Below are 22,660 nucleotides of genomic sequence, written 5' to 3' on the forward strand. Positions count from 1 at the left end.
GGCTTCGTGCTTGCGGAGCCAACGCTGGACACTCGCAGCGCGGTGTACCGGATGGCGATCGACGATCAAGAAGATCCGCTGCTTCACATGCCGGACGAGGCGCTTGAGGAATCGCAGGAACACCTTCACCCGGCACCCTTCCTCGAACACCATGATCGGCCACAGCGCGGGCGACGTCTACCTGAGAGCGCAGTTCCGACACGGCAACGTAAATTACGAGATCTTCCTGTACAATGACGAGGCCGGAGTGTTTGTAAACCGTGTCTGGCACGCCTTCGAGCGTACCGATTGGAAAGTTGGCGCAAAGCTAATCTCTGCACTATGCGCCTTCCGGAAGGCACACCTGATGGCTTCTTCCAAAGACGAACAGGCCAGCTAACATGGCCATCAAGCTGTCGGTCCACGCCGTCACGGTCCGTGCTTCCGCACGGCCCGCGCCAGCGTGTCCCGCAGCTCATGGCCGCCGTTAGACGTCCAGAGGAATGGGGCGCTGCTTGACCGACAGGGGCACTTGGATGTATTTTTGGACGTACCTCTGGAGGGTACACGAATGCCTAAGGTCCCGAACATCATTCCAGTCACCGACCTACGAAAGGACGCGGCGGCCGCGATCAAGCGTCTACAGGCCTCGAAACAACCGGTCGTGATCACTCAGCGGGGCAGGGCAGCTGCGGTTCTGCTGAGCATGGAGGAGTACGAACGGGGTGAGCACGAGCGGCAGTTGCTGCGTCTCATCGCTCGGGGTGAACAGGAAATCGCGATAGGGAAGGGATTCGAGCTGGATGCCGTCCTGGCGGAAGCCGATACGCTGCTTGGCGGGGGGAAGCCGTGAGGGTGCGATTCACGCCCTCGGGGCGGATTCAGTTTCTCACCGCGATCGCCTACATCCAGAGAGACGATCCGCGGGCGGCATTGAGATTCCGAAATAGGGCGGCGAAGGCGCTTCGGAGGCTTCTTCGCTACCCGGAATCGGGTAGGCTCATTCCCGAGTTCCCTGATCTTCCTTTGCGCGAAGTCGTCGTGCCTCCGTATCGGTTCTTTTATCGGCGAGAAGGAAAGGTGATCTGGGTAGTTGCGGCCTGGCATGGAGCGCAGATACCTAACGAGCCAAGAAGGAAGGCTGACGTCTAACACTCATAAGGCCCCGTCCCGTCAAGACTGAAACGCCTCCTTACGAACCGCGGTAGTTCGCGGAACGGTCCCCTGTCACTGTGCCCCGTCTTCGTTTCGCGAACGGTGCAGAACCTGGGCGCTGCACCAAACACCTATCGAGGCTCTGGCGCTGGCGTGAACCAGCGCTGCAGCGGTCGAAGCCGCCGCCGCCTAGAAACTCATTCGTTCCCTCGTACCGTCCTCATCAAAGAACGACGTCGTGTGCGTCCGTTAGCTCCAGGCTCGGGTGAGGGGCAGGGCACCAAGCTCTTGGTCGGAACGGGAGCGGGCATCCAATCAACCGCTGGGGTTGCCAGGCCGGTGTCCACGAGGATCGGTCGCGGTCGACGCCGCACGATCTCAATCCTCGATGCGGGCTGAGGCCCCACGGCTCCAGTCAGGCGTCGGGCTCGCCCGCTCCCTTCCGTCATGCGGCCAAGAATTTCCTCAGGTCGAAGGTCCTCCTCCGCTTCATTACGTAGTAGGCGGCGCGACCCAGCTTGTGAGCCAGGATGCTGAGTGCCTTGCCCTTCCCGTGCTTCCGGGTCAGGCGCTCGAGGTACTTCTGGCCTGCGGGATTGCTCCGCAGGAACAGCACGGCCGCTTCGGAGAACGCCCACTTCAGATGGACGTTACCGATCTTCTTCCCCGAGGTGCCTTTGCGTTTCCCGGCCGACTCCTTGGCGCATCGAACCAGCCGGGCGTACGAGACGAAGTCCTGGACCCTCTCGAACCGGTCGATGGTCTGAATCTCGTACAGGATCGTCAGGGCCAGGATCTTGCCGATCCCGTCGATGGAGCGCAGCAGCAGGAAGGTGTCGGCGTCGTGCTCTCTTGCTTGCCGAAGGACGTACAGCTCGAGCTCCCGGATGAGACGTTCGAGCTGGGCGATGAGGACGAGATCGACTTCCATGCTCTTGCGGAGGCAGGGATCGGTGAAGCGATCGGTGAATCCGATCCGATGCGACGGGTAGTTGAGCTTCTCGGGGATCGCGGGGAGGTTGTACTGGTGATTCGTGTTCTGGATGTGGGCGAGGAGGAGACCCCGCTTGCGGACCAGGTACAGCCGGCGTCGCAGGAGATCCCGGGTCGCCCGCATCTCTCTCGGATAGACGTAGGCCTGGGGCAGCATGCCTCCACGGAGGAGCGCAGCGATCTTGTGGGCATCGATGCGGTCGTTTTTGGCCTTGCCGCCGTGGATCGCCTTCATGTAGAGGGCGTGGCCCAGCACGAACGGGATGTTCTCTTGGTCGCAAAGGTCGGCAAGCCAGTACCAGGTGAAGATGCACTCGACCCCTACGACGACGTCGGGTCGGAAGGGCGCGATCAGCTCGAGGAAGGCAGCGGGGTCGGTCCGCAGATTCTTGTGGACCACGACCTCCCCCTCGCCGTCGACGATGCACACGTACATCGTCCGCGCGTGCAGATCGATTCCGCAGTAGTAGGTGTGCTGCTGGGTGTAAAATCGCATCCAAGGCCCTCCTTTCTGGTTGCTGCAGGCCGATTCTCCGCCCATGGGGGGCGGAAACGAGGGGGGCCTTGATGAGTATCAGCTGCGTGGACCCGCCAGTCCGTCCGGTCACGGCGCTTGCTTGGGCAAGCGCCGCGCCCGCCCGGCCTGCGGGTCACGCGCGCCGTTGATATGACTTCCACTGTCAAGAGGGTCCGGATCCGGATCTTCACATGGTTCTGACCTCCACGTGATCCAGGGTTCGAGCAGAGGCGGGGCCAGTAATGCCGACGGTTGATCCTGCTGATATCCGTGGGTTGGCTACCACCTTACTGGGTTCCGTCCAGCGCCTGCCTCGCTCTAGGCACGAGGGTCGGCCGAGACCGCCTCTTAACGTCGTCGAGGGTTGCGCCATACCGGGGCCGCGCCTCTGCTGGAGCCCTGGAATCTGGGAATGCCGATCACGCTTGCAGCGGCACCTCCTTGGCGATAGCCCACATGAAAGCGATCAGCTCGCGGGCAATCGCTGTGATCACGACGTTGGCGTGCTTGCCGCGTGCGAGGAGTCGGCGGTACCGCTTGCAGAGTCGCACCTGGGCCTTCCAGGCGATCGCCCGGATGTTCGGGGGCAGGGCTTCGACACGCTTCTGGATGATCGGCGAGATCTTGGCGTTGTAGCGGTAGGCCCAGGCGGCCTCGGTGAGGGCGCGGCGGGCGCGTCCGTTGCCGGTCTTGGTGATTCCGCCCTGGCGTCGCTTGTCGCCGCTGGAGTGCTCGGAGGGGATCAATCCTACGAAGGCGGCGAGCTGTCTGGGATTGTCGAATCGGGTGAGATCGCCGAGTTCGGCGACGACGGTGATGGCGACGACCTGCTGGACGCCGCGGAGCGCTTGGAGGGCCTCGACGACGGCAAAGAGGCGCCAGCTCGGAGCGGCTTCGACGAGCTCCCGCTCGATACGGTCGAGTCGGTCGACCTGCTCGTCGACGGCCATGAGGGATTCCTGGAAGACAATCTGTTGCGGGGCGGTGGGACAGACGACCTTCGCGAGGTAGCGCCGGTGGGCGTCGTTCCATCTGGCCTTTCCTGTGTAATGGAGTCCCTGCCGGAGGAGGAAGGACTTGAGACGCAGCTTGGCGGCCTTGAGGTGGACCCGGGCGGCATCGCGGGCGCGGCAGAGGTCGCGGATCGCCTCGTCCTCGACGCTGGGGACGTAGATCGAGGTGAGATCTCCCGAGCGGAGCCGGAGCGCGATCTCGACGGCGTCGCGGCGGTCGGTCTTGACCTTGTCGCCCGGTTTCTTGGGGATCAGGGAGGGAGCGACGACGCGGCAGTCCAGCCCCTGGCGAGTGAGGTACCGGTAAAGCACGTAGCCGCAGGGGCCGGCTTCGTAGGCGAGCACGAGGTGAGACGCCTTGCCGCGCAATCGACGGATCAGCTTGTCGATGTCCGCCTGGCGGGTACCGATGGAGCCGAGGAAGCTCGGGGGATCGGTCCGCTCCGCCTCGGCGTACGCGACCGCGATGGAGTCCTTGTGAACGTCCAGACCGACGAAAAGAGTAGTAGGCTTCTGCATGGCTGACCTCCGGTTCGAAATGCTGGTGGCAAGACCAGCAGGCGGCTCTGGCCCGAAATGGGCTAACCCGCGACATTGCCGGAGGTCAGCCTACTCGGAAGCCGGAAGTCATACTGTCTAGGTTGCTGGAAGTCCCTTCGAGAGACTGATGATTCGGGCGAGTTCCCGATTCGACGCACCGAGCGCGAGTAGAGAGCGGATGAGAAGGTCAAGGGTCACCGAAGGATCACCGGCTTCCATCTTCGCGACGCGCGATTGGCTCGAGCGGACTCTCCGCGCGAGTTCCACCTGGGTCAACCGGCGGCGTCTCCGACGCGCTCGAAGCCCGTCGGCGAGTTTGAGCTTCAGTTCGATGTACGCGGCCTCCTCGGCCGACAGTTCCAGGAACTCCTTGGTGCCGCCGACCTTCCAGCCTTTCGCCTCAAGGCGTTTCCTCTTATCCTCACGCATCGTCGTACTCCCGGAGCCGTCGCCTACAGACCTCGATGACCGCGGCAGGCGTGGCGGTCGTCTTCTTGCTGAAGACGTCAACGATGACGATCGCGTCGGGGTCGATTCGGTAGACGATTCTCCACGTCACGTTGGCGTCGTTGATCCTCAATTCATGGCAGCGGCGTGCAATCGTTGGCATCGGCCTCGAATGCGGCATCCCCAGCGACTCGCCCCGCTGCAACCTCCGAAGCAGAACGCCCGCTTCGATCCTGGCTGGCTGGGAAAGAGGTGGTGTCTTGACTTCTCCGTGCAGCCAGACCAGGGGCTTGTCCGTCGAACTCATTCGGGTGCAGTATATGTCGGCAAGGACATATTGGCAAGTTGGTTCTGGAGGCCGGCAACCTAACCGCGCGATTCAGCTGCCGGTCTGGGCTGTCACACCGCGTGCTTGCGCACGCGTCGCGCCGACCCATCCCGCAGCTGATCGCGGGCGTTGCCCGGCCAGAAGCGGGTGATCGACAACCTAGGCCCAGCGGGTGCTATCCTCGGGAATGATGGCTATGCGATTCACATGGAGTCTCGAAAAGGCGACGGTCAATCGTAGAAAGCACGGCGTCCCCTTCGAAGAGGCCCTCACCGTGTTCGGGGATCCGCTCGCCCGTATCCACGACGATCCCGCGCACTCCAAGACGGAGGGCCGCGAGATCATCGTCGGGCATTCCAGGCGCGGGCGTCTGATCTTGGTTTCCTTTTGCGAGCGGCGTGGGGCAGTCCGCCTCATCAGCGCTCGTCGAGTGACACGACATGAACGTGAAGACTACGAGAAAGGCACGCGGCGGTAGCAATGGCGTTCGAGCTGTGCGTGAGATCGAAAGCGAATATCGCTTCGACTATAGCGAGGCTCGGCCAAACCGCTTCGCCAGGAAGATGGCACGCGACGCAGTGGTCGTGGTCCTGGACGCTGATGTCGCGAAAGTCTTCCGCGACTCGAAGCGAGTCAACTCGCTTCTTCGCGCGACCATCGCGGCGGTCGAAAAACGGCCATCGCGCCGGGCGGGCTAGCCGGCTGAAGCTGCCGGTCCCCGCTGTCACGGGTCGTGCTTCCGCACGCCCCGCGCCAGCGTGGCCCGCAGCTTAGCCGGAACGTCTAGCCGGAGCCGGGAAGCCAACCTACCCAAAGCAGCGGTCAGGACGTATCATCTGACGGCAAGGAGCGCCGATAGATGATCTTCATCGTCGAACTTGAGCAGGAAACCGACGGCCGATGGATCGCCGAAGTGCCTGACCTGCCAGGGGTTATGGCTTACGGCAGGTCGTCGGCCGATGCGACCGCGAAAGTGCAGGCACTCGCGCTGCGCGTAGTTGCAGAACGACTCGAGCATGGCGAAGCCGGTCCCGACCTCCTCACGATCACATTCAAGGCGGCATGAGCGAATGGCCGAGCACGCGAGCACGACGGGTGCTCGCTGCGCTGCTCCGAATCGGCTGGGAACAGAAACGGCAGTCAGGTTCGCACCGGACCTTGCGGCGCGATGGGTGGCCTGACTATGTGTTCGCCTTTCATGACGACGAGGAATTGGGGCCACGGATGCTCGCGCGAATCGCGAAACGCACCGGCCTCCGCCCACAAGATCTGTAACTGAACGGTCGGGGAGATAGGTAACACTTTAGGCCGGGGACATGGGTGACACTGTTTTCCGGACCCACCTTCCCTTGTGATCCTCGATCCTGAGCTTCCGCTCGTCCATCCTCCCGAGCTTGATCGGCCCGAAGTATACGTCCCAAAGTCCGTCGTCCACTTCCTCGAGACCGACGTACTCGCCGGCGAGCGTGGTCGTCAGGAGATGTCATGAAGTGTCATTCGAAAATGCGGCTGTCTAACTGGGCGCTCCAGTTGACGGTCTGGGCCGTCACGCCGCGTGCTTCCGCACGCGTCGCGCCGACCCATCCCGCAACTGAGCGCCGTCGTTGGGTCGACAGAACTTGACACGGGCGCCGAATATGCATATAGTACATATATGAGGGTTGTCTGGGATCCCGCGAAAGCGAAGGCGAACCAGCTGAAGCACGGCATTCGCTTCTCGGACGCGGAGGGTGTCCTCTACGATCCCATGGCACTCACCCGCGAGGACGAACGGAGCGAAGGCGAACCCCGGTTCATTTCGATCGGCATGGATCATCTGACTCGCGTCGTGGTCGTGGTCTTCATCCCACGTGGCGAATCGGCTCGACTCATCTCGGCGCGCCGCGCGTCGAGGAAGGAACGGCACCAATATGCGCAAAGAATACGATTTTAGCGGAGCCCGCCAGGGCGCCGTCATTAAGCAGCCCGGGAAGACCCGGATCACCATCTACCTCGACGACGACGTGCTGCAGGCGTTCCGCGAGCGGGCTGACGAGACCGGACGAGGCTACCAGACGATGATCAACGACGCGCTTCGCGAGCACTTGGGCAAGACTCCGCAGCCACTCGATGCGCGAACCCTGCGTCGAATTCTCCGAGAGGAATTGCGAAGGACCGGTTGATTTGAGCCATGCGGCCCAACGCGCTGCAACTGCCAAGCGCGGCCGATACCGTGCGATGGAACAATGGCACGCTGGCCGCGCTTGCAGTTGAGCGCTATCCGTTCGACAGACTCTGAGCGGAAAGAGGTGAAGGAATGAAACGAAAGCTCCTGATCGCGGTCGTGACTGCCATAAGCGGCGCGGTCCTCGCAATGATGGGCTTCGTGCTTCTCGGCCGCGGCGACACTGCCGCCGCACAAGGAGTCGTGGTGAATGGCGGCCAGGCGTCCGGCCTAACAGGCGTTGGGCCAGACACGTCATCGCCCAACTGGAAGCTTCTGTCCGAAGACGTCGGTGTGATGATCCGCAAAGACGACCGACTCGGTCTGCGTGGTCGGCTCTTCGTCCGTATCAATGACGCCTGGTTGCCGGTTGCCACCGACGGGCTGGCCGATGTGCTTGGGACCGTACCGGCACGGTGAAGCGCATGCGAAGTGGCACGGAGGGCCGATCACGAGTCGGTGCGTTACAGCCTGCGCCTACTGCTCGAACAGGGCTGTGCGCGATGGGTTCAAGGCGCAGTCAACGGGTCGGGAGTTCGCCGTCGAACTACGCGTTCCAGCGGACGCATTCGCGCGTCACGCCCCGTGCGAAGCGCGGGTCGCGCCGCGCGGCCCGCGCCTGACGCGCGGCGTTCGACAGGCGGAAGAAACGCGAGTTGCCGAACATACGCCATTGGCGTATAGTAGGCTATGCGCTTCGTTGAGCCCCCGGTCTTTACCAAGCGGGTGAAGGACCTGCTGCCAGACGAGGACTACAGGACCCTCCAGGTCGCCCTGCTCCTCCGTCCAGAGCAGGGGCCACTCATCAGGGGCGCTGGTGGACTTCGCAAGGTGCGCTGGGCCCCCAGAGGAGTCGGAAAGCGATGAGGCGTTCGAGTGATCTACGACTGGCGCCCCGATGAGCAAGTCTTCTACATGCTCTTCGCGTACGCCAAGACCGTCCAGGAGGACCTGACCCCGGATCAGCTTCGAGTCCTGGCTCGAACCGTCCGAGAGGAGTTCAAGTGAAGCAGAGTGACTTCAGCGACCTCATCAAGAGCGTCCGGCAGGCAGGTCGAATCCGACGCAAGAAAATGCGCCCCAGCCGCGCGACGACTTTCAAGCCTGCGGATGTCAAGGCGATTCGCGGCAGCCTCGGGAAGTCGCAGACCGAATTCGCGATGATGATCGGGGTCAGCGTCGCGACCCTTCGCAACTGGGAACAGGGTCGGCGAGTCCCTGACGGACCTGCCCAGGCTTTGCTGCGGGTCGCAGCTCAGAATCCGGAAGCGGTCGCGCACGCGCTGGGTGCTTGATTGGCGAGCGCGCTGTCGACCAGCGTGGTCAACCCGACGGTCCTCGCGTCACGGCGCTTGCGGGGCAAGCGCCGCGCCTCTCGGCCTGCGGGCTACCACCGGCGTTGGGCAGACTAGTCGAAGAGGGAGCCATGCCGAGAAAGCCTGATTCGGCGCCCGAGTTCGTGAGATTCGTCGGTCCGGTACTTGCCGCGCTCGAAGGACTCGGCGGCTCCGGTCGCCCGGACGAGGTGCGCAGTGCAATTGCCAGGGCGCTAAGCATCTCTGAAGCCGAACAGGCTCTTCGGTTGCCGAGTGGCGTTCAGTCTCGTTTCGAGAATCAGGTCCACTGGGCACGGTTCTACCTGGCGAAAGGGGGATACATCGACGCGTCTCGTCATGGGGTATGGACTCTCACCGAGAAGGCACGCGCACTCGGGAGAGTCTCTCCTGCCCAGGGCCGGGAGATCTATCGCACCGTTGCAACTGAGTTTGGAAAGTCGGGCGTGAAGACATCAGCGCCAGAAGACGCGCAGGCCGGCGAGGAGCATGTGGCCCCCGCGACCGACGCTGAGCATACATTCATCAACTACAGGGAGTCGGTCGCGGCGAGTCTCCAGGGCCTTCCTGCGGCGGGGTTCGAACGTTTCTGCCAACGTCTTCTCCGCGAGTCCGGATTCGAGGAGGTCAGTGTGACCGGTCGATCTGGCGACGGTGGTATCGACGGCATTGGCGTTTTGCAGGTGAACGCGCTCGTGAGTTTCAAGGTTCTGTTTCAATGCAAGCGCTACACAGGTTCGGTTACTCCAAGTCAGGTTCGTGACTTCAGAGGTGCCATGATGGGCAGGGCCGACAAGGGCATCATGATCACCACCGGGTCATTCACGTCCGACGCCCGGAAGGAAGCCGTGCGTGACGGGGTCCCACCGATCGAGCTCGTCGACGGCGAGAAGCTCGTGAACATGCTCGAGCGGCTTGAGCTAGGCCTGAGACCGCGGCGGACGTTTGAAGTGGACGCGGCGTTCTTCGAGCAGTTCCGCAAGTGACAACGTCGCCCACGCCGTTACCGGTGACGGACCGCCGTGCGTCCCGCGCCTGACCGGCCGACGTTGCCGCGGGCAGGTAATGCTGAGGAGAGATCATGCCGCTTCAATTCGCGCCCGTTGCCCGCGCTGAAATGCTCATTCGCAGATCGGTGGCTGAGGTCTTCAACGCCTTCGTCGATCCCGCCGTGACCCGCCGGTTCTGGTTCACGAGGGGCAGCGGGAGGCTCGAACAAGGCGCGCGTGTGAAGTGGTACTGGGACATGTACGGCGTGTCGGCCGACGTCGAAGTCAAGGCCATCGAAGTGAATCGTCGGATCTCGATCGACTGGCCGACACCTGTCGAGTGGATCTTCACCCCGCGGCCTGATGGCACCACTTACGTGAGTATCATCGCGTCGGGATTTGCCGGAAGTGACGACGAGAAAGTCGCCCAAGCCATCGATTCCATGGGGGGCTTCAGCTTGGCTCTCGCGGGTTGCAAGGCGTTCTTGGAACACGGCGTCGAGCTGAACCTCGTGGCGGATCACCGCCCCGATGCGCATGTCGCAGGCGGCGCCTGACACGTAAAGCTGCGGTCCACGTTGTCACGGGGCGTGCTGGCGCACGACCCGTTCCCTCCTGGGCATTGGAAATTCTCAGGCACCGTTAAGCACCGAAGTCGGCAGGACAACCATCGGATCGCATACCGGGTCGATGACGGCGAGGAATCGGTCACGATCATCGAGATCGGGGATCGCAAGGAAGTCGACCGATAGGCCTGCCGCCTCGCCCGGGGGTATGATCGGCCACAAGGAGGCTCCTCCCTCGTGAGGCTCGCCGCCATCGCGCTCGGGTTCGCCGTCCTGCTGCCTGCGGAGGCGGCGACGGTCCAGGTGCTGGTGCGGGAGCGCGGCGGGGGACCGATCGCGAACCAGCGCGTCGTCATGCAGGTCCCCACGACCCCCGGCGATGTCACGCGTTGGAATCGGAGGCGGTTCCTCGCGGGCGTCACCGGAGAGGACGGCAAGGCCACGTTCGAATCGGTGCCGGTGGGGCGCTACGTGGTCCTCGTGCTGACGCTCGGCACGTCGGGGCTCATCGATCCGGCTTCGAATCCGCTCGCCCCGCCCCCGCTGCTCACCGTCGCCTCGGAAGACGAGAAGGTGGCGGTGGAGATCGAGGTCTGGAGGGGAAGTCTTTTCCGCGGCGAAGAGGTAGTGGACCGCGGAGGCGTTCCTCACGCCAGGGTAATCCTGCGAGGCCTGGACGGGCAGCCCACGATGGAGTTCCCCCTCGATGTCCTCGGACGGGCCGAGCGGCTCCTCGTGCCGGGCCGATGGGAGGCGGACCTAGTGGTTCCGCCGGGTTATCTGATCGTGGACGTCGTCTGGAACGGTGAATCGCTGCCGGGCCACACGGTCCGCTTCGACGTCAGGGAGGACCCGCGCCCGCAGATCGTGAGCTGGTACCTGAGCGCGTCGTGCCTCATCACCGGGCGCATGAGCGAAGCCAGCGGAAGATGTGTCGTCCCGGTGGTCGCGACGCTCGTTGAGCCCGGTCCCTGGATCGCCGCGGCGCTGGCGCGCGGTGGATCCACCTTCCAGGTGGTTCCCAACCAGGAATGGCCGGACCCCTGCGTGTACCGGCTCTGGCTGCCCGACGGCGAGTGGACCGTGCGCCCCCAGGGAGAGGACCTGCTCGTCTCGGAGCCCGAATCGGTCGACGTCGCGATGGTCCCCGGAGAGACCCGGAGCCTCGACTTCCTTCTCACGATGAAAGACCGCGACGAGCGCGACGGACGCAAGCCGCTCGTCGTTCGAGTCCTGGCGCCGGACGGCCTGCCGCTCGCGGGGGCCGCCGTCGAGGTCTGGCCGCCGGGAGAGAGGAGCCTCTCGGCGGTCCCCCTCAGGACGGACGTCACCGGGAAATACGGCGGATCCGTCCGTTTCCGCGGGCTGGCGGCGGGGAGCTACAGGGTCGCCGCCGGTCGAGCCGATTTCCTCGAGGGGACCGCCGAGGCGCCGGACTACGACCCGAAGGCCGAGCACCCACCGGGCGTCGTGGTGACGCTGCGCGAGGGAGCCACGCTGCACGCCCGCGCGGTCGACGAGGAGGGCCGTCCGATTCGAGAGGTCGAGCTGAGCTACCTCCGACTGGGAGAGCTTCCCCGGACCGCGCTCGCCAACGAGGGGATCGCATCGGCAAAGCGCTCCGGCACGGCCCTGTCGGATGCCACGGGGCACCTCGAGATCCCCGGTCTCTACTCGGGGGATTACCGGGTCGAGGCCCGCATGACCGGCGAGCAGAGCGCCGTCCGCTTCGTCGTTCTCAGGCAGGGGACCGCGAAGCACTCGAAGTCGATCGAGGTCCACCTCACCGAGCCGGCTCGCTCCGACGTGGACCTTCTCTTGCTGCCCGCTGCGAGTCTCACGGGGAGCCTCGCCTGCTCGGACCGGGGAACGATGCCGGCGACGGTCTCGTTCCGGATCTTCCCGGCGGGCTCGCCCATCGCGGACCTCTGGCAGAAGAAGGATCTCGAGGCGGGCGCGGTGAGCGCGCCGGACGACCTGGTTCTCGGCGGTGACGGACTGGACCGTTACCGCCTGGGGCCCCTCGCCCACGGCGAGTACCTCCTCGCAGCTCGGCCCTCCGGCCAGGATTACTGGAGCTGGGCGTCGAACGGCCTCGTGCCGGAGGGGGCGGCAACGTACCCGGTCGAGGAGGCCTCGACGCTGGACACCGGGGTCGTCGAGATCGAATGCGGGCCGCTCCTGGCGGTCGTGCCGGAGATCCTGTCCAAGGAAGCCGTTCCCGATCTCCGCCTCGGCGCCGTGCGCGGCATCCTGCGTCCCGCCGCCGGGGTGAAGGGAATCAAGGACGTGGAGCCGGACGCCGAGACGCATGCCGACCGCGCGTTCCTCCGGAGCCTGCCGGAGGGGAAGTTCCGGGCCGCGGTGACCGTGGAGCATCCCTACCTGGTGCCGTCGTCGGTCTCCGCCCCGGAGCAGAAGGTCGATCTCGCGCGAGGGAGGCTGGCCGAGATCCGAGTGACCTTCGAACGGCTCGGAGGTCTCGTGGACGTGCGAGGCATGGGGAAGGCCGCGCGCCTGACCGCAGGGGAGGGGAGCCCTTCGGTCCGGCCGCTCACGGACGGGAAGGCGCTCTTCCCCGGCACGCTGCCGGGGGCCTACCGAGTCGAGATGTGCGCCGATCCCGCGTGCTCCGCCGTGACCGCGACGTGGGAGCGCGTCGAGGTCATGGCGGGCAGAACCACGTTCGTTCATTGAGAGTCCGGAAGCGGGCCCGGCGCCTCACGCGTCGAGTGCGCGGGCGGCACCGGGACCCACGGGCCACGAAGCAATCGGGCCAAGAACGCCGCCTACATCCTGGAGCAGTCGCAGCGCAGCTGGCCCTTCGCGACCCGCCCCGAGTGTATCGGGAGATTCTCGGCGGTCCATTCCGCCCAGCCCGCGTTCATCTCCTTGCAGAAGAAACCCTTCTCTGCCAACTGCAGAGCCGCTCTCGCGCTGGCCTGTCAGGTGTCGCTCCAGCAGTAGGTGACCAGCTCCTGATCTCTCGGACGCTGGGCGGCCAGCGAGTCGATCTCGTCCAGGGGCGCGGAAAGCGCGCCACGCGAACCGGACCGTGCCGGACGCGGCGAGCCGGCCGGCACGGCCCACCGGCGTCTGACGATTTCGTCATCGGCGCGACGCGATCGTAACGGCAAGGTCGTCCGCGGGCACTCGGGGCGGGCCGGGCTCAAGGGCACGTCTCCTGCACGCGATCACGGCATGGACGAGGCGTTCTGCCCGGTCTGCTGCACGCAGCATGGCAACCCGGTCGACTGCCCGGGCGAGCTGCGAGCGACGGGGCCGGAGCGGCACGGTTGGGCGATGGCGGTGGATGCGCCGAGGGGCGTCGACCTCTGCGGGGTGATCGTGGCGCCGAGCGAGACGCGGTGGCGGGCGCGGATCGTGACCTACCCCCTCGCGCCGTGGCGCACCCCAGGGTGCAGCGGCGTGCTGAAGTTCGTGGGCTCCACGGAGGAAGAGGCCCAGGCGAAGGCCCTTGATTTCATTCGGCGCTGGTGCTCGGAGCGGAACCGCGCACCGCACGACGGCTTCGGCCGCTGGGAGCGACGGGAGGGCGCGATCGCGGGCCGCCCCCCGCCGCGAAGGCGCCGGTCCCATTCGATCCGCTATCGCGTGGGAGGGATCTCCACCCTCACCACCACCGCGAACCTCTCGCCGGAGGGGATGTTCCTGACCGCGCCGGAGCCGCCGGCGGTGGATACACCCCTGGAACTCGAGATCGAGATCTTCGGCTGCATCGCGACGCTTCGTGGCGTCGTCGTCTGGAGACGGGATCGGCTGCAGCCGGGCCGGCCGCGCGGGATGGGCGTGCGCCTGCTGGATCCGCCCCCCGTGTACAAAATGTTCGTGCAAGGGCTGAAGTAGCTCGCCGACGGCGCCGCTCCCGGTGAGAGCTCTCCCGCCCGCCCGGGATCTCGATTCCACCGCGGATTCGACAGCGGCGGTGATACGCTGCGCGCGAGGAGGAGGGGACCATGAGGACCTCGAGCGCCATCGCTCTCGGACTCTGCCTGCTCGCGGTGCTCGGTTGCGCCCGCGGGGACGGGGCGGCCGCGCCTGCGCCCGCGAGCGGCGTCTATCCGGTCGACGAGGCGTTCGTCGACGCGGGCGGAGTCCTGATCTACACGGTCTCGATGGGCCGAGGCGCGCCGCTCCTGATCCTCCACGGCGGTCCCGGCGCCTCCCACGACTACTTCCTGCCGTACCTGCTGCCCCTGGCCCGCCACAACCGGCTGGTGTTCGTCGACGAGCGGGGCTCGGGAAAGTCCGAGAAGCTGGAGGACGTCAAGCAGTACACGGTCGAGGCGATGGTCGAGGACGTCGAGGCGGTGCGCAAGGCGCTCGGCCTCGGCCGGATCAACCTGCTCGGGCACTCGTTCGGGGGGGTGCTGGCGCAGGCGTACGCGCTGAAGTACCAGGACAACCTGTCGCGCCTCGTGCTCTGCAGCACGTTCCACACCACGAAGGGGCTCAACGAGATCTTCCGCCGGATGAAGGCGGGCATGGCGCCGGGGTTGCGCTCGCGCATCGACAGGCTGGAGGCGGAGGGGCTCTACGGGCACGGCAAGGACTACGAGAAGAACCGCTACACCAGCGAGTACATGATCGCCGCCTGGGGCGAAGGGTACTTCCCGTACCTCTACCAGAACCGGCCCGATCCCAACTTCGAGCCGACCCAGACGGGCAACAACGCGTGGGACCTGTACCGGGAGATGTGGGGCTCTCACGGCGAATTCGTCATCGACGGGAACCTGGTCTCGGTGGAGTACGCCGACCGGCTGGGATCGATCAAGGTGCCGACGCTGATCACGGTCGGCGACCACGACGAGTCCGACCCGTCGCTCTCCCGCGACATGCAGGGGAGGATCCCGGGCTCGCGGCTCGTGATCCTGCCGAAGAGCGGGCACATGACCTTCGTCGACCAGCCCGCGATGTTCAATCGCGCGGTGGACGAGTTCCTCAACCCTGCCGCGAGGTGAGACGGCCCCGCCGATAGGCTCGTCCGCCTACGCCCCGAGAGTGGCAGGGGCCCACCCGCCAGCGTAAGCTTTTCGCGGGTCGGCACGGACGGTACAACCCTTTCGAGGAGGAGGATCTCCCATGCGATCGTGCACTCCGCGCGGTCTGTTGACGATATCGACGGCAGCCTGTCTTCTCCTGGCTTCGCTCCCCACGGGCGCGGCGGTTCCGACCGGCCGCAAGGGGGGCGAGTTGAACAAGCGCGCGACCGGCGAGACCGCGGCCTCGGTCGACGCGAGAGAGCCGGCGAGCGGCGCCAGGAGCTACGTGCTCTTCGACGGCTCCACGGCCACCCTCGGGGCCGACGGCTTCGGCTCGCGCAGGGACGTCCGCGGCGGCGTCCGGCCCGTGTTCGTAGAGAGACCCCGCGGGCACTCCGCGATGGGCGGCGGCTGGGGGCCGGACGATCGCTCGATCATCCGGAGACTCTCGATCCCGGATCGCGGCCGCTACGTGCCGGGCGAGGTGATCGTCGTCCTCGAGAGCGGCGTCGCGAGGTCCCTCGCGGGCACGGCCGGGACCTCGAAGCAGGCTCTCATGACGGGTGATCCGGCGGTCGATGCGACGCTGCGCGACGCGGGGGCCGTCGGCGCGCGGCCGCTGGCCCCCTCGCTGCTCTCGGGGCCGGTCGGCGGTGGGCGCGCTCGAGCTCTCGCGAGGGGGGACCTCTCCCACGCGTGGGTCGTCCGGCTGAAGGGGGTCGACGCCAGGGTCGCGGCGCGCCGCCTCCGGGACGCGCCCGGCGTCCTGTACGCCAGCCCGAACTGGACGGTCTCGTCGATGGCGGGCGAACCGCGACCGATTCCCTCGTGGCTGCCGAGTAGACGCCACGGCACGACTTTGCAGGTGGGGGAACTGCCCTCAGGGGCCTCCGGCTCGGGCTCCTCCTCCGCGCCGTCCTCCACGCTGCCGACGAACTACGGACTGGCCCTCTCGCTCCAGAGCCACCTCAACGGCAACGGGGTGAACGCCGTCGGGGCGTTCGACATCCTGTCCCGCCGTTTCGGCAAGCTTCCCGGCGAGGGCGTGATCGTGACCAACGTCTCGATCGGGGACCTCACCGACCAGTCCATGGCGGACGCGGGGGATTCGTACGTGCAGTTCTTCGGCCCGACGACCGTGGAGATCGGCGGCCAGCGCTACCTCGACGTCCCGTCGATGCCGCTCATCCCGGCGTGGGGCGCCGCCCTCGACGGGACGCTCGATCCGCTGGCCACGGTCGAGCAGGTCGACCCGTACTTGAGCGAGGTCCTGCTCGACTTCGCGGTCATGGCGCCGCTTCCCCACGACCGGCAGCGTCCGGGCGCCCAAGGCGACGGCGCGACCGACCTGCTCGGCATCGCGCCGGGGGCGCAGTATCGCCTCGTGGTGCCGGACGATCCGACGATCGCGAACATTCTCGCCGCCCTCGTCGCCGCGGCCAACCAGGAGCCTCGGCCGGACGTAATCACGGCGAGCCTCGGATTCGGCTTCGACGTCAACGGATTCCCGGGCCGTTACCTCGAGGACGACCCGCTGGTGCGGGCCGCGGTCCGGTCCATCGTTCACGACCTCGGCATCGTGGTCTGCATCGCGGCCAACGACGGCACGCGCCTCTACACTCCGGCGGCCGTCGGTCCCGACGGAGGCAGCGCCCCCACCGACCTCGCCGCCCCGGGCACGACCCCTACGACCGTGGACCAGGTGGCGTTCTCCACGGCGCCGTCGCGCCTCGACGACAGCGGCGCGATCGACGTGGGCGGGTCGACGCTCGACGACGTGCTCAGCGCTCCCCCCCAGGTGAGCGGCCCGCTCGCCGCGGTGGGCTCTTTCCCCGAGACGCGGCTGAACGGCGGGACGTTCTTCTCGTCGGGATTCGGCTCTCGGGTCAACCTCGCCGCTCCGAGCGACAACATCCCGGCGTTCGTGCACTCCTGCAACGGCTCGACCTGCCCCGCGAACGCGGTGATCCCGGTCTTGAACGGCGGAACCTCGGCCTCGACCCCGATGGTCGCCGCGGCGGCCGCGGTCGCCATCGAGAGCCTGCGCCTCGCGGGACGGACCGCCACTCCCCAGAGCGTTCGCGATCTCCTGGTGGGCACCGGCCGCGCCTTGCCCAACCCGCCGCAGGTTGCGACCCCTCTCGCCGTCGGCCGCCAGATCGACGTGACCGCTGCGGTGGAGTCGGCTCTCGGACGCGAGAGCGCTCCGTCGATCGTCCGGTTGGGGGTGGCGCACCGGCAGGCATTCAGCGACCTGGGGGCCACCTTCGTCGAGGCGACGGACCCGGCGGCCATCGATCTCGAAGGTCCGCCGGTCGACTTCGCACCACCTTCAGGACAGAACCTCACCGGACCGATCACGATCGCGCCCGACATCGTCGCGAGGGGCGCCGCCCCGAGCGCCACGTACGCGCTCACGATCGGCGCGAAGACCTTCACGCGGAGCGATCCGGTCTTCAGGATGCGACCGGCCCAGATCCTCGCCGCGGCGGGTCTCGGCGTCGTCTCCGCCTCGCCGCGCACCGTGCCCCTCGTCTACGAGATCCGGAGCGGCAGGCAAGTCCTCGCCTCGACGTCCCTCGCGCTCACCTTCGGTCCGAGCGACGGCACGTACTCCGAGGCTCTACCGCCCATCGGCCCCAGCGTCGTCTCCCCGGGAAAGCCGTTCAAGGTGAGCTACGACCTGGCCCACGTGCGCCAGGTCGTCAAGCCGCAGCTCGTCGTATCGTCCATCGATCACTGGAGCCCCGCCGCCGCGCCGCTGTTCCGCAACGAGCGGGTCATCCCGATCAGCGCGAACGACACCCAGGTCACGATCCCGGCGGACGCGTTCACGGGCGGGGCGGGGATCTACGGCCTCGGGATCCAGCAGGATTCGGAAGGCGGCGCCTACGGCTGGTTCACGACCGTGCGCGTCGGCGGCGCCGCGGGCGAGACCCGGCCTCCCGCGCCCGTGCTGACCGTCGACGGCGGCGCCCCGGGCTACAGCGAGGGGGTCACCCGGGCCGCGCCACGCTTCACCGTGCAGTGGGACGCCGGCGCCTTTCCCGGCGCCACCGGGGCCGCGCTCGAGATCTCCGCCCCCGGCCCGACCCTGTACGGCTCGATCAACAACTTCACGAACCAGAACGGCGACCGCCGCGACGCCAACGGCGTGGACGCCGGCTCGACGCTCTGGTACCCGCTGCCGGGCGCCGCGGGAAGCGTGACGCTCGACGCCCTGGCGCTCGGCCTTCCGTCGTCGCTCTTCTATACGGCGCGGGTGCTCGCCCTGAAGGGCGGCAAGGTGGTCGGGGCGGCTTCGCCCGTGTCCGGCCTGTCGTTCGACGACGGCGTCACCCCGGGTGCCGAGACGGTGAACGACTTCGACATCGTGTCCGCCGGGGGCTCGATGGTCGCCACCACGGGGTACGACGCGTTCGGGAACCTGCTGGACGGAGCGCTCCTTCCGTACGCCCCTGCGACCGGGGCCTACGGCGCGCCGTTCGCGAGCGACCCGACGGGCCAGAGCGCCTACTACATGTTCGGGAGCGATCCCACGCTCCACCGCACCGCGACGATCCGCTACGACTGGTACGGCACGCTGCAGGACGTCGAGTCGTACGACTCGCTGACCGGCGCGAAGGTCGCGAGCGTGCCGGTGGACAGCGCCGAGGGGTTCGCCATCATCGGCGGGCGGGTCGATGCCGGGCGGCACCGCGCCGCGCTCCTCGGCTGGAGCGGCACCGACTTCTCGGACAACGTGCTGCCGTTCGACCTCGCCCAGGGGGCGCTCGGCTCGGCGGTTTTCGCCGACAACGGCACCGACAACCTGGGTTTCTTCACCACGCTCGACGTCGACGCGTCCTCGGGCAGGGCGGTGCTCGTGAACATGCTCTGGGGGGATCTCTGCATGTTCTTCGACGGCGCCGTCACCTCGGTGGATCTCGACCGGGGTGTCGCCGCGGACGTGGCCCCGGTCGCCAACTGCGTCACCGGCCTCGCGGCGGACCAGCGGGACCGCGTGGCGTACCTCACGACGGGCCCCATCTTCGCGTTCCCCCGGCTGTTCCCGATCGCGCAGTACCAGACCGTGAAATCGACGACGCTCCGCGCGTCGAACCTCGCCGATCTCCACGCCCGCTCGCCGCTCTTCCCCGTCGTGGACCCGGTCAACCGTCTCCTGCTCGTCGGCTTCACCGCCGCCGACACGTATCTCGAGGACAACAACGCCATGAGCGCGGTGGGAGTGTTCGATTCGAACTCGGGCCACCAGGTCGCCCTGCTGCCGCAGTTCAACTTCCTCTCGGAGGTCTTCGGGGGGAATTCCCTCGTGGGAAACGAGCGAGGGATCCAGGTCGACCCGTCCACTCGCACCGCGTGGACGTACGGACCGGGTGGAGTCCAGGTTCAGCAGTTCCGATATTGAGGCGTCCCGGCCCCGCCCGGCGCTTCCGCCGGGCGGGGTTGGTGCGGCGTCACCACCGCTCCAGGATCGTTCCCGGTCAAAAACCGATACCTTTCTCCACCCCGTCGGCGTAGATTCCCCGCCACGAACCCCGAGGATCGCTCGATTCGAAGCACCCCGCGAGCCGGGGAAAGGGATGAGAAGCGTCCAGGGGTCCTTTCGGTGCGATGGCACTATCGGAGATCGCAACATGCAAGCCTCGCGTACCCTCCGCGCCCCTACACGTCTGCATCTCCACTTCGCGATCGTCGCCCTGCTTTCGCTGGCGATGATCGCGGGGTGCGGCGGGAGCAGCTCGTCCTCGTCGAACGGCACGAACCCGATTTCGTTTTCCGGCACGTTGACCGGCGGCAGCGGCGCGACCAGCGGCACGATCGCTCTGGACATCGCGGGCTCCAGCGCAGCGGCGCATTCGACGATGTCCGTGCTGGAAACCTCGGTGGCGGTCACGGGAACCCTCCACGTCGTCGGCGGCGCCACGATCACGCTGACCGGCACCTTCGTTCTCCCGACCGGGCCTCTCACCGTCTCGGGCGGCGGCTATACGATCACGGGGAGCATCGCGAACAGCGCGCTCGGTGGGACTTTCACGGGCCCCGACGGGGACGGGACGTTCATCGCGCTCGTGTCGAGCGGCGGCGGGAACGTCACGGTGTACTGCGGCACCTTCGACGGAGCCGACAGCGGGACCTGGAACCTCGTGCAAGGCGGCTCGACGCTCGTCGGAAGCTACTCGGGCGCGGGGGGCGGGGCACTGCTCACCGGATCGCTCACCGGCAGCGCGGTCAGCCTCACCTACGCCGGCGGAACGGCGACCGGGACGCTGAGCGGCACCGGCATGACCGGGACCTGGCAGGCCGGGAGCGACAACGGCACCTGGCAGGGGAACTCGAGTTCCTGCAATTGACCCTGGCCGTTGGGCCGTCCCGAGGGCCGCGCGGTTGTGGATCCCCAACATCCAGTCGCCGCCGGTCGATTCACGGGGCGGAACGCGCGCGGTACGTTCGTGGCGTCGCCGGGAGGCTCCGCAACGAGCCTCTCGCACTCGAGAGGAGAGACGCCATGAGAAGGAACTCGATTTGGCTCGTGACCGCAGCGCTACTGCTGGCCGCGGCGGCCTCCGTGGTCGCGCTCGCGGGGTTCGGAGACAACGGCGGGGGGCAGGTGTTCGACGTCATCAGGAATCCCCCCGGCGGGAGCGGCTGCATCTGCCCGGCCAACTGGGACCCCGTCGTCTGCAGGGCCCAGGACGGCTCGGCCCACTACTTCTCGAACCTGTGCGTTGCGGGGTGCTACGGCTACACCTCCTGCGCCCGGGTGATCATCTCCCAGTAGCTGGGCAGCTCGGGAGCGGGGCGAGGGGAGGCGCGTCGCTCGGCGCGCCTCCCTCCACTCGCCCGGACCGGTGATGCCTCGGGCTCAGCCGCCCTGCTTCGGGTCCTTCACGACGACCTGCATCACCGGATCCGGCGACTCCACGAATCCCCAGGGGGGGTTCCCGCAGAGGCGCACCGCGACCATGCCCACCGGGCGAAGGTAGGTCGCCTGGACCTCGATCGACGAGCGGGCCGGAACGTCGAGGCGCGCCCAGAACGTGCGCCGGGTCCCGTCCACGGTCAGTGAAACGTACAGCGAATCCGACGCCGCCCAACCCGAGGTGTTGGACAGCGTGTACGCGTCCCCGCTCGCGAGCGTCTGGTGGTCCGTGACCCTGCTGATCGGCGGCGCGCAGTCACCGGGGCCAGGACTCGGCAAGACCTCCAGGACGGCGACGCTCCCGTCCGAGACTACCGGAAGTGGCGCGAGGACCAGCAGGAGCGCGAGCACCTGCAGTCTTCTGGACCTGCTCATGGATTCCTCCGTCGACGGTGGCGCGCGCGGAACGCGCTCCATCCTGGCCGATCAGACGTTCGAACTCCCGGAGCGCGGGGACGTGCTTCGGTACCCACGGCGCGAGCCGCTCGAGCCGGCGCCGAGAGGCCCGGGCCCGGGCGGTGTCGCCGGCCTTCCGGGCCTGCCGGAAGATCTCCAGCAGGGCGGTGAAGCCGAGCCGCCGATTCTCGGCTCGCGCGGCGACGGCGGCGGCCCGGGTCCAGCGCTGGAGGGCTCGCTCCAGATCGCCCTCCCGCTCGTCGATGCGTCCGAGGAGCAGCTCGCTGTAGGCCAGGGCCAGGGGAAGATCGTGCTCCCGGCCCATCCGCTTCGCCGCGAGGGCGAGTCGCCGCGCATGCGCGACGTTCCCCAGGTGGATCGAGCAGTCGGCCAGCATGAGGAGCGTCTGGGCCTGGAACGAAGGGCTCGGGAGGAGCTGTCCCTCCTCCTGCTCGCTCTCGCGGTACGCGGCGAGGGCCCGCCTGAGGAAATCGGACGCGATCTCCCACCGCTCCTGGTCGAGCGCCGCGTTGGCCCGCGCGTTGTACGCGAACGCGAGCGTGCGGGAGTCCCCGGCGGAAAGCGCCTCGGCCGCCGCGGAATCGGCGTACTCCTCGGCCCGTTTCATGTCGCCCAGACACCGGTGGCAGTTGGACTTCCGCTCGTGCACCAACGCGAGCTGGGCCGGGCTCAGGCCGCCCGAGGCCTCGAGCTCCTCGAGCTCGAGCAGCGCCAGCTCGTTCCTTCCCAGGGAGCGAATGGCGGTGGCGAGATTGCTCCAGGCCGCGACGCGCTTTTCCTCGCCGGCGAGCGGGAGGGCGTCGCGGAAGCACGCGTAGGCCTCCCACTTCCGGTCGCCCGCGACGAGGGCGGCTCCCCCCAGGCGGTGAAGCTCGTCGTAGCTCTTCCCGCCGGTCTCGAGCCCGAGGCGTTCGACCTCTCGGTCGAGCTCCATCCGCTCGATGAGGGCGCCGGGGCGGACGTCGTAGATGCGGCTGAGCGGTCCGAGCTTGAACAGCGAAGGCACCTGCTGGCCCCGCTCCAGCCGCGACAGGGTCCCCTTGTCGAGGGTCTCCGGCGAGCCGCGCGTGAGCTCGGAGACCCGGTTCAGGGACAGGCCCCTCCGCTCGCGCAGCGAGCGGAGGTACCGGCCGAACGCCACCGCCGAGGGTTCCGCCATGAGATCACCCGGATCGCGGTAATCGCGCCTCGCCGCCCTCGTCGAACTTATACGCTGCGTTCCTGACCCGGGCAACGGGCGCGCCGAAGGCCGA

The 22,660-nt window shown here is 67.2% G+C and carries 25 protein-coding genes and 1 pseudogene; 19 read left to right on the forward strand and 7 right to left on the reverse strand.

Going from position 1 to position 22,660, the window contains the following annotated elements; genetic code table 11:
• Positions 1-153 (reverse strand): transposase (locus tag LAO51_02370; protein ID MBZ5637582.1); only part of this gene is annotated, 153 nt, incomplete at its 3' end.
• Positions 154-550: 397 nt separating this feature from the next.
• Between LAO51_02370 and LAO51_02375 the strand changes: the two genes are divergently transcribed.
• On the forward strand, positions 551-832 hold the full coding sequence (locus LAO51_02375; protein ID MBZ5637583.1) for a type II toxin-antitoxin system Phd/YefM family antitoxin: 282 nt from the start codon (positions 551-553) through the stop codon (positions 830-832).
• Positions 829-1,131, forward strand: a complete 303-nt coding sequence (locus LAO51_02380; protein MBZ5637584.1) for a type II toxin-antitoxin system RelE/ParE family toxin — start codon at positions 829-831, stop codon at positions 1,129-1,131. The genes LAO51_02375 and LAO51_02380 overlap by 4 nt, the downstream gene beginning before the upstream one ends.
• A gap of 448 nt (positions 1,132-1,579) precedes the next feature.
• Here the strand turns inward: LAO51_02380 and LAO51_02385 are convergent, their stop codons facing one another.
• From LAO51_02385 to LAO51_02400, 4 genes are all read right to left on the reverse strand, one after another.
• Positions 1,580-2,623 carry an IS110 family transposase gene (locus LAO51_02385; protein ID MBZ5637585.1) on the reverse strand — a complete coding sequence of 348 codons (1,044 nt, stop codon included), beginning with the start codon at positions 2,621-2,623 and terminating at the stop codon, positions 1,580-1,582.
• A gap of 440 nt (positions 2,624-3,063) precedes the next feature.
• Positions 3,064-4,176: an IS110 family transposase gene (locus tag LAO51_02390; protein MBZ5637586.1), complete on the reverse strand. Its 1,113-nt coding sequence runs from the start codon at positions 4,174-4,176 to the stop codon at positions 3,064-3,066.
• 117 nt (positions 4,177-4,293) lie between these two features.
• On the reverse strand, positions 4,294-4,626 hold the full coding sequence (locus LAO51_02395; protein MBZ5637587.1) for a helix-turn-helix transcriptional regulator: 333 nt from the start codon (positions 4,624-4,626) through the stop codon (positions 4,294-4,296).
• The gene (locus LAO51_02400; protein ID MBZ5637588.1) at positions 4,619-4,951 is read right to left on the reverse strand and encodes a type II toxin-antitoxin system RelE/ParE family toxin; all 333 of its coding nucleotides are present in this window, start codon (positions 4,949-4,951) and stop codon (positions 4,619-4,621) included. The genes LAO51_02395 and LAO51_02400 overlap by 8 nt, the downstream gene beginning before the upstream one ends.
• A 217-nt stretch (positions 4,952-5,168) precedes the next feature.
• Here LAO51_02400 and LAO51_02405 point away from each other — a divergent pair, with 217 nt between their 5' ends.
• From LAO51_02405 to LAO51_02485, 17 genes and pseudogenes are all read left to right on the forward strand, one after another.
• Positions 5,169-5,450, forward strand: a complete 282-nt coding sequence (locus LAO51_02405; protein MBZ5637589.1) for a BrnT family toxin — start codon at positions 5,169-5,171, stop codon at positions 5,448-5,450.
• A complete protein-coding gene (locus tag LAO51_02410) occupies positions 5,413-5,670 on the forward strand; it encodes a hypothetical protein (GenBank protein ID MBZ5637590.1) in 258 nt (85 codons plus the stop codon). The genes LAO51_02405 and LAO51_02410 overlap by 38 nt, the downstream gene beginning before the upstream one ends.
• A 161-nt stretch (positions 5,671-5,831) precedes the next feature.
• The gene (locus LAO51_02415; protein ID MBZ5637591.1) at positions 5,832-6,038 is read left to right on the forward strand and encodes a type II toxin-antitoxin system HicB family antitoxin; all 207 of its coding nucleotides are present in this window, start codon (positions 5,832-5,834) and stop codon (positions 6,036-6,038) included.
• Entirely contained in the window at positions 6,035-6,247 is a 213-nt protein-coding gene (locus LAO51_02420) for a type II toxin-antitoxin system HicA family toxin (GenBank protein ID MBZ5637592.1), read from the forward strand. The genes LAO51_02415 and LAO51_02420 overlap by 4 nt, the downstream gene beginning before the upstream one ends.
• A gap of 379 nt (positions 6,248-6,626) precedes the next feature.
• Positions 6,627-6,905 carry a BrnT family toxin gene (locus LAO51_02425; GenBank protein MBZ5637593.1) on the forward strand — a complete coding sequence of 93 codons (279 nt, stop codon included), beginning with the start codon at positions 6,627-6,629 and terminating at the stop codon, positions 6,903-6,905.
• Entirely contained in the window at positions 6,883-7,134 is a 252-nt protein-coding gene (locus tag LAO51_02430) for a BrnA antitoxin family protein (GenBank protein ID MBZ5637594.1), read from the forward strand. Before LAO51_02425 ends, LAO51_02430 begins: the two co-directional genes overlap by 23 nt.
• 134 nt (positions 7,135-7,268) lie before the next feature.
• Positions 7,269-7,595 carry a hypothetical protein gene (locus LAO51_02435; protein MBZ5637595.1) on the forward strand — a complete coding sequence of 109 codons (327 nt, stop codon included), beginning with the start codon at positions 7,269-7,271 and terminating at the stop codon, positions 7,593-7,595.
• A gap of 270 nt (positions 7,596-7,865) precedes the next feature.
• Positions 7,866-8,183: pseudogene (locus LAO51_02440) on the forward strand (type II toxin-antitoxin system RelE/ParE family toxin).
• 65 nt (positions 8,184-8,248) lie between these two features.
• Positions 8,249-8,470 carry a helix-turn-helix domain-containing protein gene (locus tag LAO51_02445; GenBank protein MBZ5637596.1) on the forward strand — a complete coding sequence of 74 codons (222 nt, stop codon included), beginning with the start codon at positions 8,249-8,251 and terminating at the stop codon, positions 8,468-8,470.
• A gap of 131 nt (positions 8,471-8,601) precedes the next feature.
• A complete protein-coding gene (locus LAO51_02450) occupies positions 8,602-9,495 on the forward strand; it encodes a restriction endonuclease (protein MBZ5637597.1) in 894 nt (297 codons plus the stop codon).
• 95 nt (positions 9,496-9,590) lie between these two features.
• Positions 9,591-10,055, forward strand: coding sequence for an SRPBCC family protein (locus LAO51_02455; protein ID MBZ5637598.1), 465 nt, complete (start codon positions 9,591-9,593; stop codon positions 10,053-10,055).
• A gap of 246 nt (positions 10,056-10,301) precedes the next feature.
• Positions 10,302-12,761: a carboxypeptidase-like regulatory domain-containing protein gene (locus LAO51_02460; GenBank protein ID MBZ5637599.1), complete on the forward strand. Its 2,460-nt coding sequence runs from the start codon at positions 10,302-10,304 to the stop codon at positions 12,759-12,761.
• Positions 12,762-13,265: 504 nt separating this feature from the next.
• Positions 13,266-13,931, forward strand: coding sequence for a PilZ domain-containing protein (locus LAO51_02465; GenBank protein ID MBZ5637600.1), 666 nt, complete (start codon positions 13,266-13,268; stop codon positions 13,929-13,931).
• 110 nt (positions 13,932-14,041) lie between these two features.
• Positions 14,042-15,046, forward strand: a complete 1,005-nt coding sequence (locus LAO51_02470) for a proline iminopeptidase-family hydrolase (GenBank protein MBZ5637601.1) — start codon at positions 14,042-14,044, stop codon at positions 15,044-15,046.
• A gap of 121 nt (positions 15,047-15,167) precedes the next feature.
• Positions 15,168-19,475 (forward strand): S8 family serine peptidase, encoded by a 4,308-nt coding sequence (locus tag LAO51_02475; protein MBZ5637602.1) that lies wholly within the window; start codon positions 15,168-15,170, stop codon positions 19,473-19,475.
• 229 nt (positions 19,476-19,704) lie between these two features.
• The gene (locus tag LAO51_02480; GenBank protein MBZ5637603.1) at positions 19,705-20,421 is read left to right on the forward strand and encodes a hypothetical protein; all 717 of its coding nucleotides are present in this window, start codon (positions 19,705-19,707) and stop codon (positions 20,419-20,421) included.
• Between the two features lie 155 nt (positions 20,422-20,576).
• Positions 20,577-20,849 (forward strand): hypothetical protein, encoded by a 273-nt coding sequence (locus LAO51_02485; GenBank protein MBZ5637604.1) that lies wholly within the window; start codon positions 20,577-20,579, stop codon positions 20,847-20,849.
• 84 nt (positions 20,850-20,933) lie between these two features.
• On the opposite strand, the gene LAO51_02490 is transcribed toward LAO51_02485, so the two are convergent.
• Both LAO51_02490 and LAO51_02495 read right to left on the reverse strand, forming a co-directional pair.
• The gene (locus LAO51_02490) at positions 20,934-21,269 is read right to left on the reverse strand and encodes a hypothetical protein (GenBank protein ID MBZ5637605.1); all 336 of its coding nucleotides are present in this window, start codon (positions 21,267-21,269) and stop codon (positions 20,934-20,936) included.
• Positions 21,247-22,566 (reverse strand): helix-turn-helix domain-containing protein, encoded by a 1,320-nt coding sequence (locus LAO51_02495; protein MBZ5637606.1) that lies wholly within the window; start codon positions 22,564-22,566, stop codon positions 21,247-21,249. Before LAO51_02495 ends, LAO51_02490 begins: the two co-directional genes overlap by 23 nt.
• Positions 22,567-22,660: the final 94 nt, after the last annotated feature.

This window comes from Terriglobia bacterium (genome assembly GCA_020073205.1).
Lineage (GTDB): Bacteria > Acidobacteriota > Polarisedimenticolia > Polarisedimenticolales > JAIQFR01 > JAIQFR01.

Bases quoted from the DNA above. Each gene is read 5' to 3' on its own strand.
- LAO51_02410 (MBZ5637590.1), top strand. From the start codon at position 5,413: ATGAACGTGAAGACTACGAGAAAGGCACGCGGCGGTAGCAATGGCGTT.
- LAO51_02425 (MBZ5637593.1), top strand. From the start codon at position 6,627: ATGAGGGTTGTCTGGGATCCCGCGAAAGCGAAGGCGAACCAGCTGAAG.
- LAO51_02455 (MBZ5637598.1), top strand. From the start codon at position 9,591: ATGCCGCTTCAATTCGCGCCCGTTGCCCGCGCTGAAATGCTCATTCGC.
- LAO51_02430 (MBZ5637594.1), top strand. From the start codon at position 6,883: ATGCGCAAAGAATACGATTTTAGCGGAGCCCGCCAGGGCGCCGTCATT.
- LAO51_02390 (MBZ5637586.1), bottom strand. From the start codon at position 4,176: ATGCAGAAGCCTACTACTCTTTTCGTCGGTCTGGACGTTCACAAGGAC.
- LAO51_02415 (MBZ5637591.1), top strand. From the start codon at position 5,832: ATGATCTTCATCGTCGAACTTGAGCAGGAAACCGACGGCCGATGGATC.
- LAO51_02400 (MBZ5637588.1), bottom strand. From the start codon at position 4,951: ATGAGTTCGACGGACAAGCCCCTGGTCTGGCTGCACGGAGAAGTCAAG.
- LAO51_02395 (MBZ5637587.1), bottom strand. From the start codon at position 4,626: ATGCGTGAGGATAAGAGGAAACGCCTTGAGGCGAAAGGCTGGAAGGTC.
- LAO51_02495 (MBZ5637606.1), bottom strand. From the start codon at position 22,566: ATGGCGGAACCCTCGGCGGTGGCGTTCGGCCGGTACCTCCGCTCGCTG.
- LAO51_02375 (MBZ5637583.1), top strand. From the start codon at position 551: ATGCCTAAGGTCCCGAACATCATTCCAGTCACCGACCTACGAAAGGAC.
- LAO51_02470 (MBZ5637601.1), top strand. From the start codon at position 14,042: ATGAGGACCTCGAGCGCCATCGCTCTCGGACTCTGCCTGCTCGCGGTG.
- LAO51_02450 (MBZ5637597.1), top strand. From the start codon at position 8,602: ATGCCGAGAAAGCCTGATTCGGCGCCCGAGTTCGTGAGATTCGTCGGT.
- LAO51_02465 (MBZ5637600.1), top strand. From the start codon at position 13,266: ATGGACGAGGCGTTCTGCCCGGTCTGCTGCACGCAGCATGGCAACCCG.
- LAO51_02475 (MBZ5637602.1), top strand. From the start codon at position 15,168: ATGCGATCGTGCACTCCGCGCGGTCTGTTGACGATATCGACGGCAGCC.
- LAO51_02445 (MBZ5637596.1), top strand. From the start codon at position 8,249: ATGCGCCCCAGCCGCGCGACGACTTTCAAGCCTGCGGATGTCAAGGCG.
- LAO51_02420 (MBZ5637592.1), top strand. From the start codon at position 6,035: ATGAGCGAATGGCCGAGCACGCGAGCACGACGGGTGCTCGCTGCGCTG.
- LAO51_02385 (MBZ5637585.1), bottom strand. From the start codon at position 2,623: ATGCGATTTTACACCCAGCAGCACACCTACTACTGCGGAATCGATCTG.
- LAO51_02405 (MBZ5637589.1), top strand. From the start codon at position 5,169: ATGCGATTCACATGGAGTCTCGAAAAGGCGACGGTCAATCGTAGAAAG.
- LAO51_02485 (MBZ5637604.1), top strand. From the start codon at position 20,577: ATGAGAAGGAACTCGATTTGGCTCGTGACCGCAGCGCTACTGCTGGCC.
- LAO51_02480 (MBZ5637603.1), top strand. From the start codon at position 19,705: ATGCAAGCCTCGCGTACCCTCCGCGCCCCTACACGTCTGCATCTCCAC.
- LAO51_02435 (MBZ5637595.1), top strand. From the start codon at position 7,269: ATGAAACGAAAGCTCCTGATCGCGGTCGTGACTGCCATAAGCGGCGCG.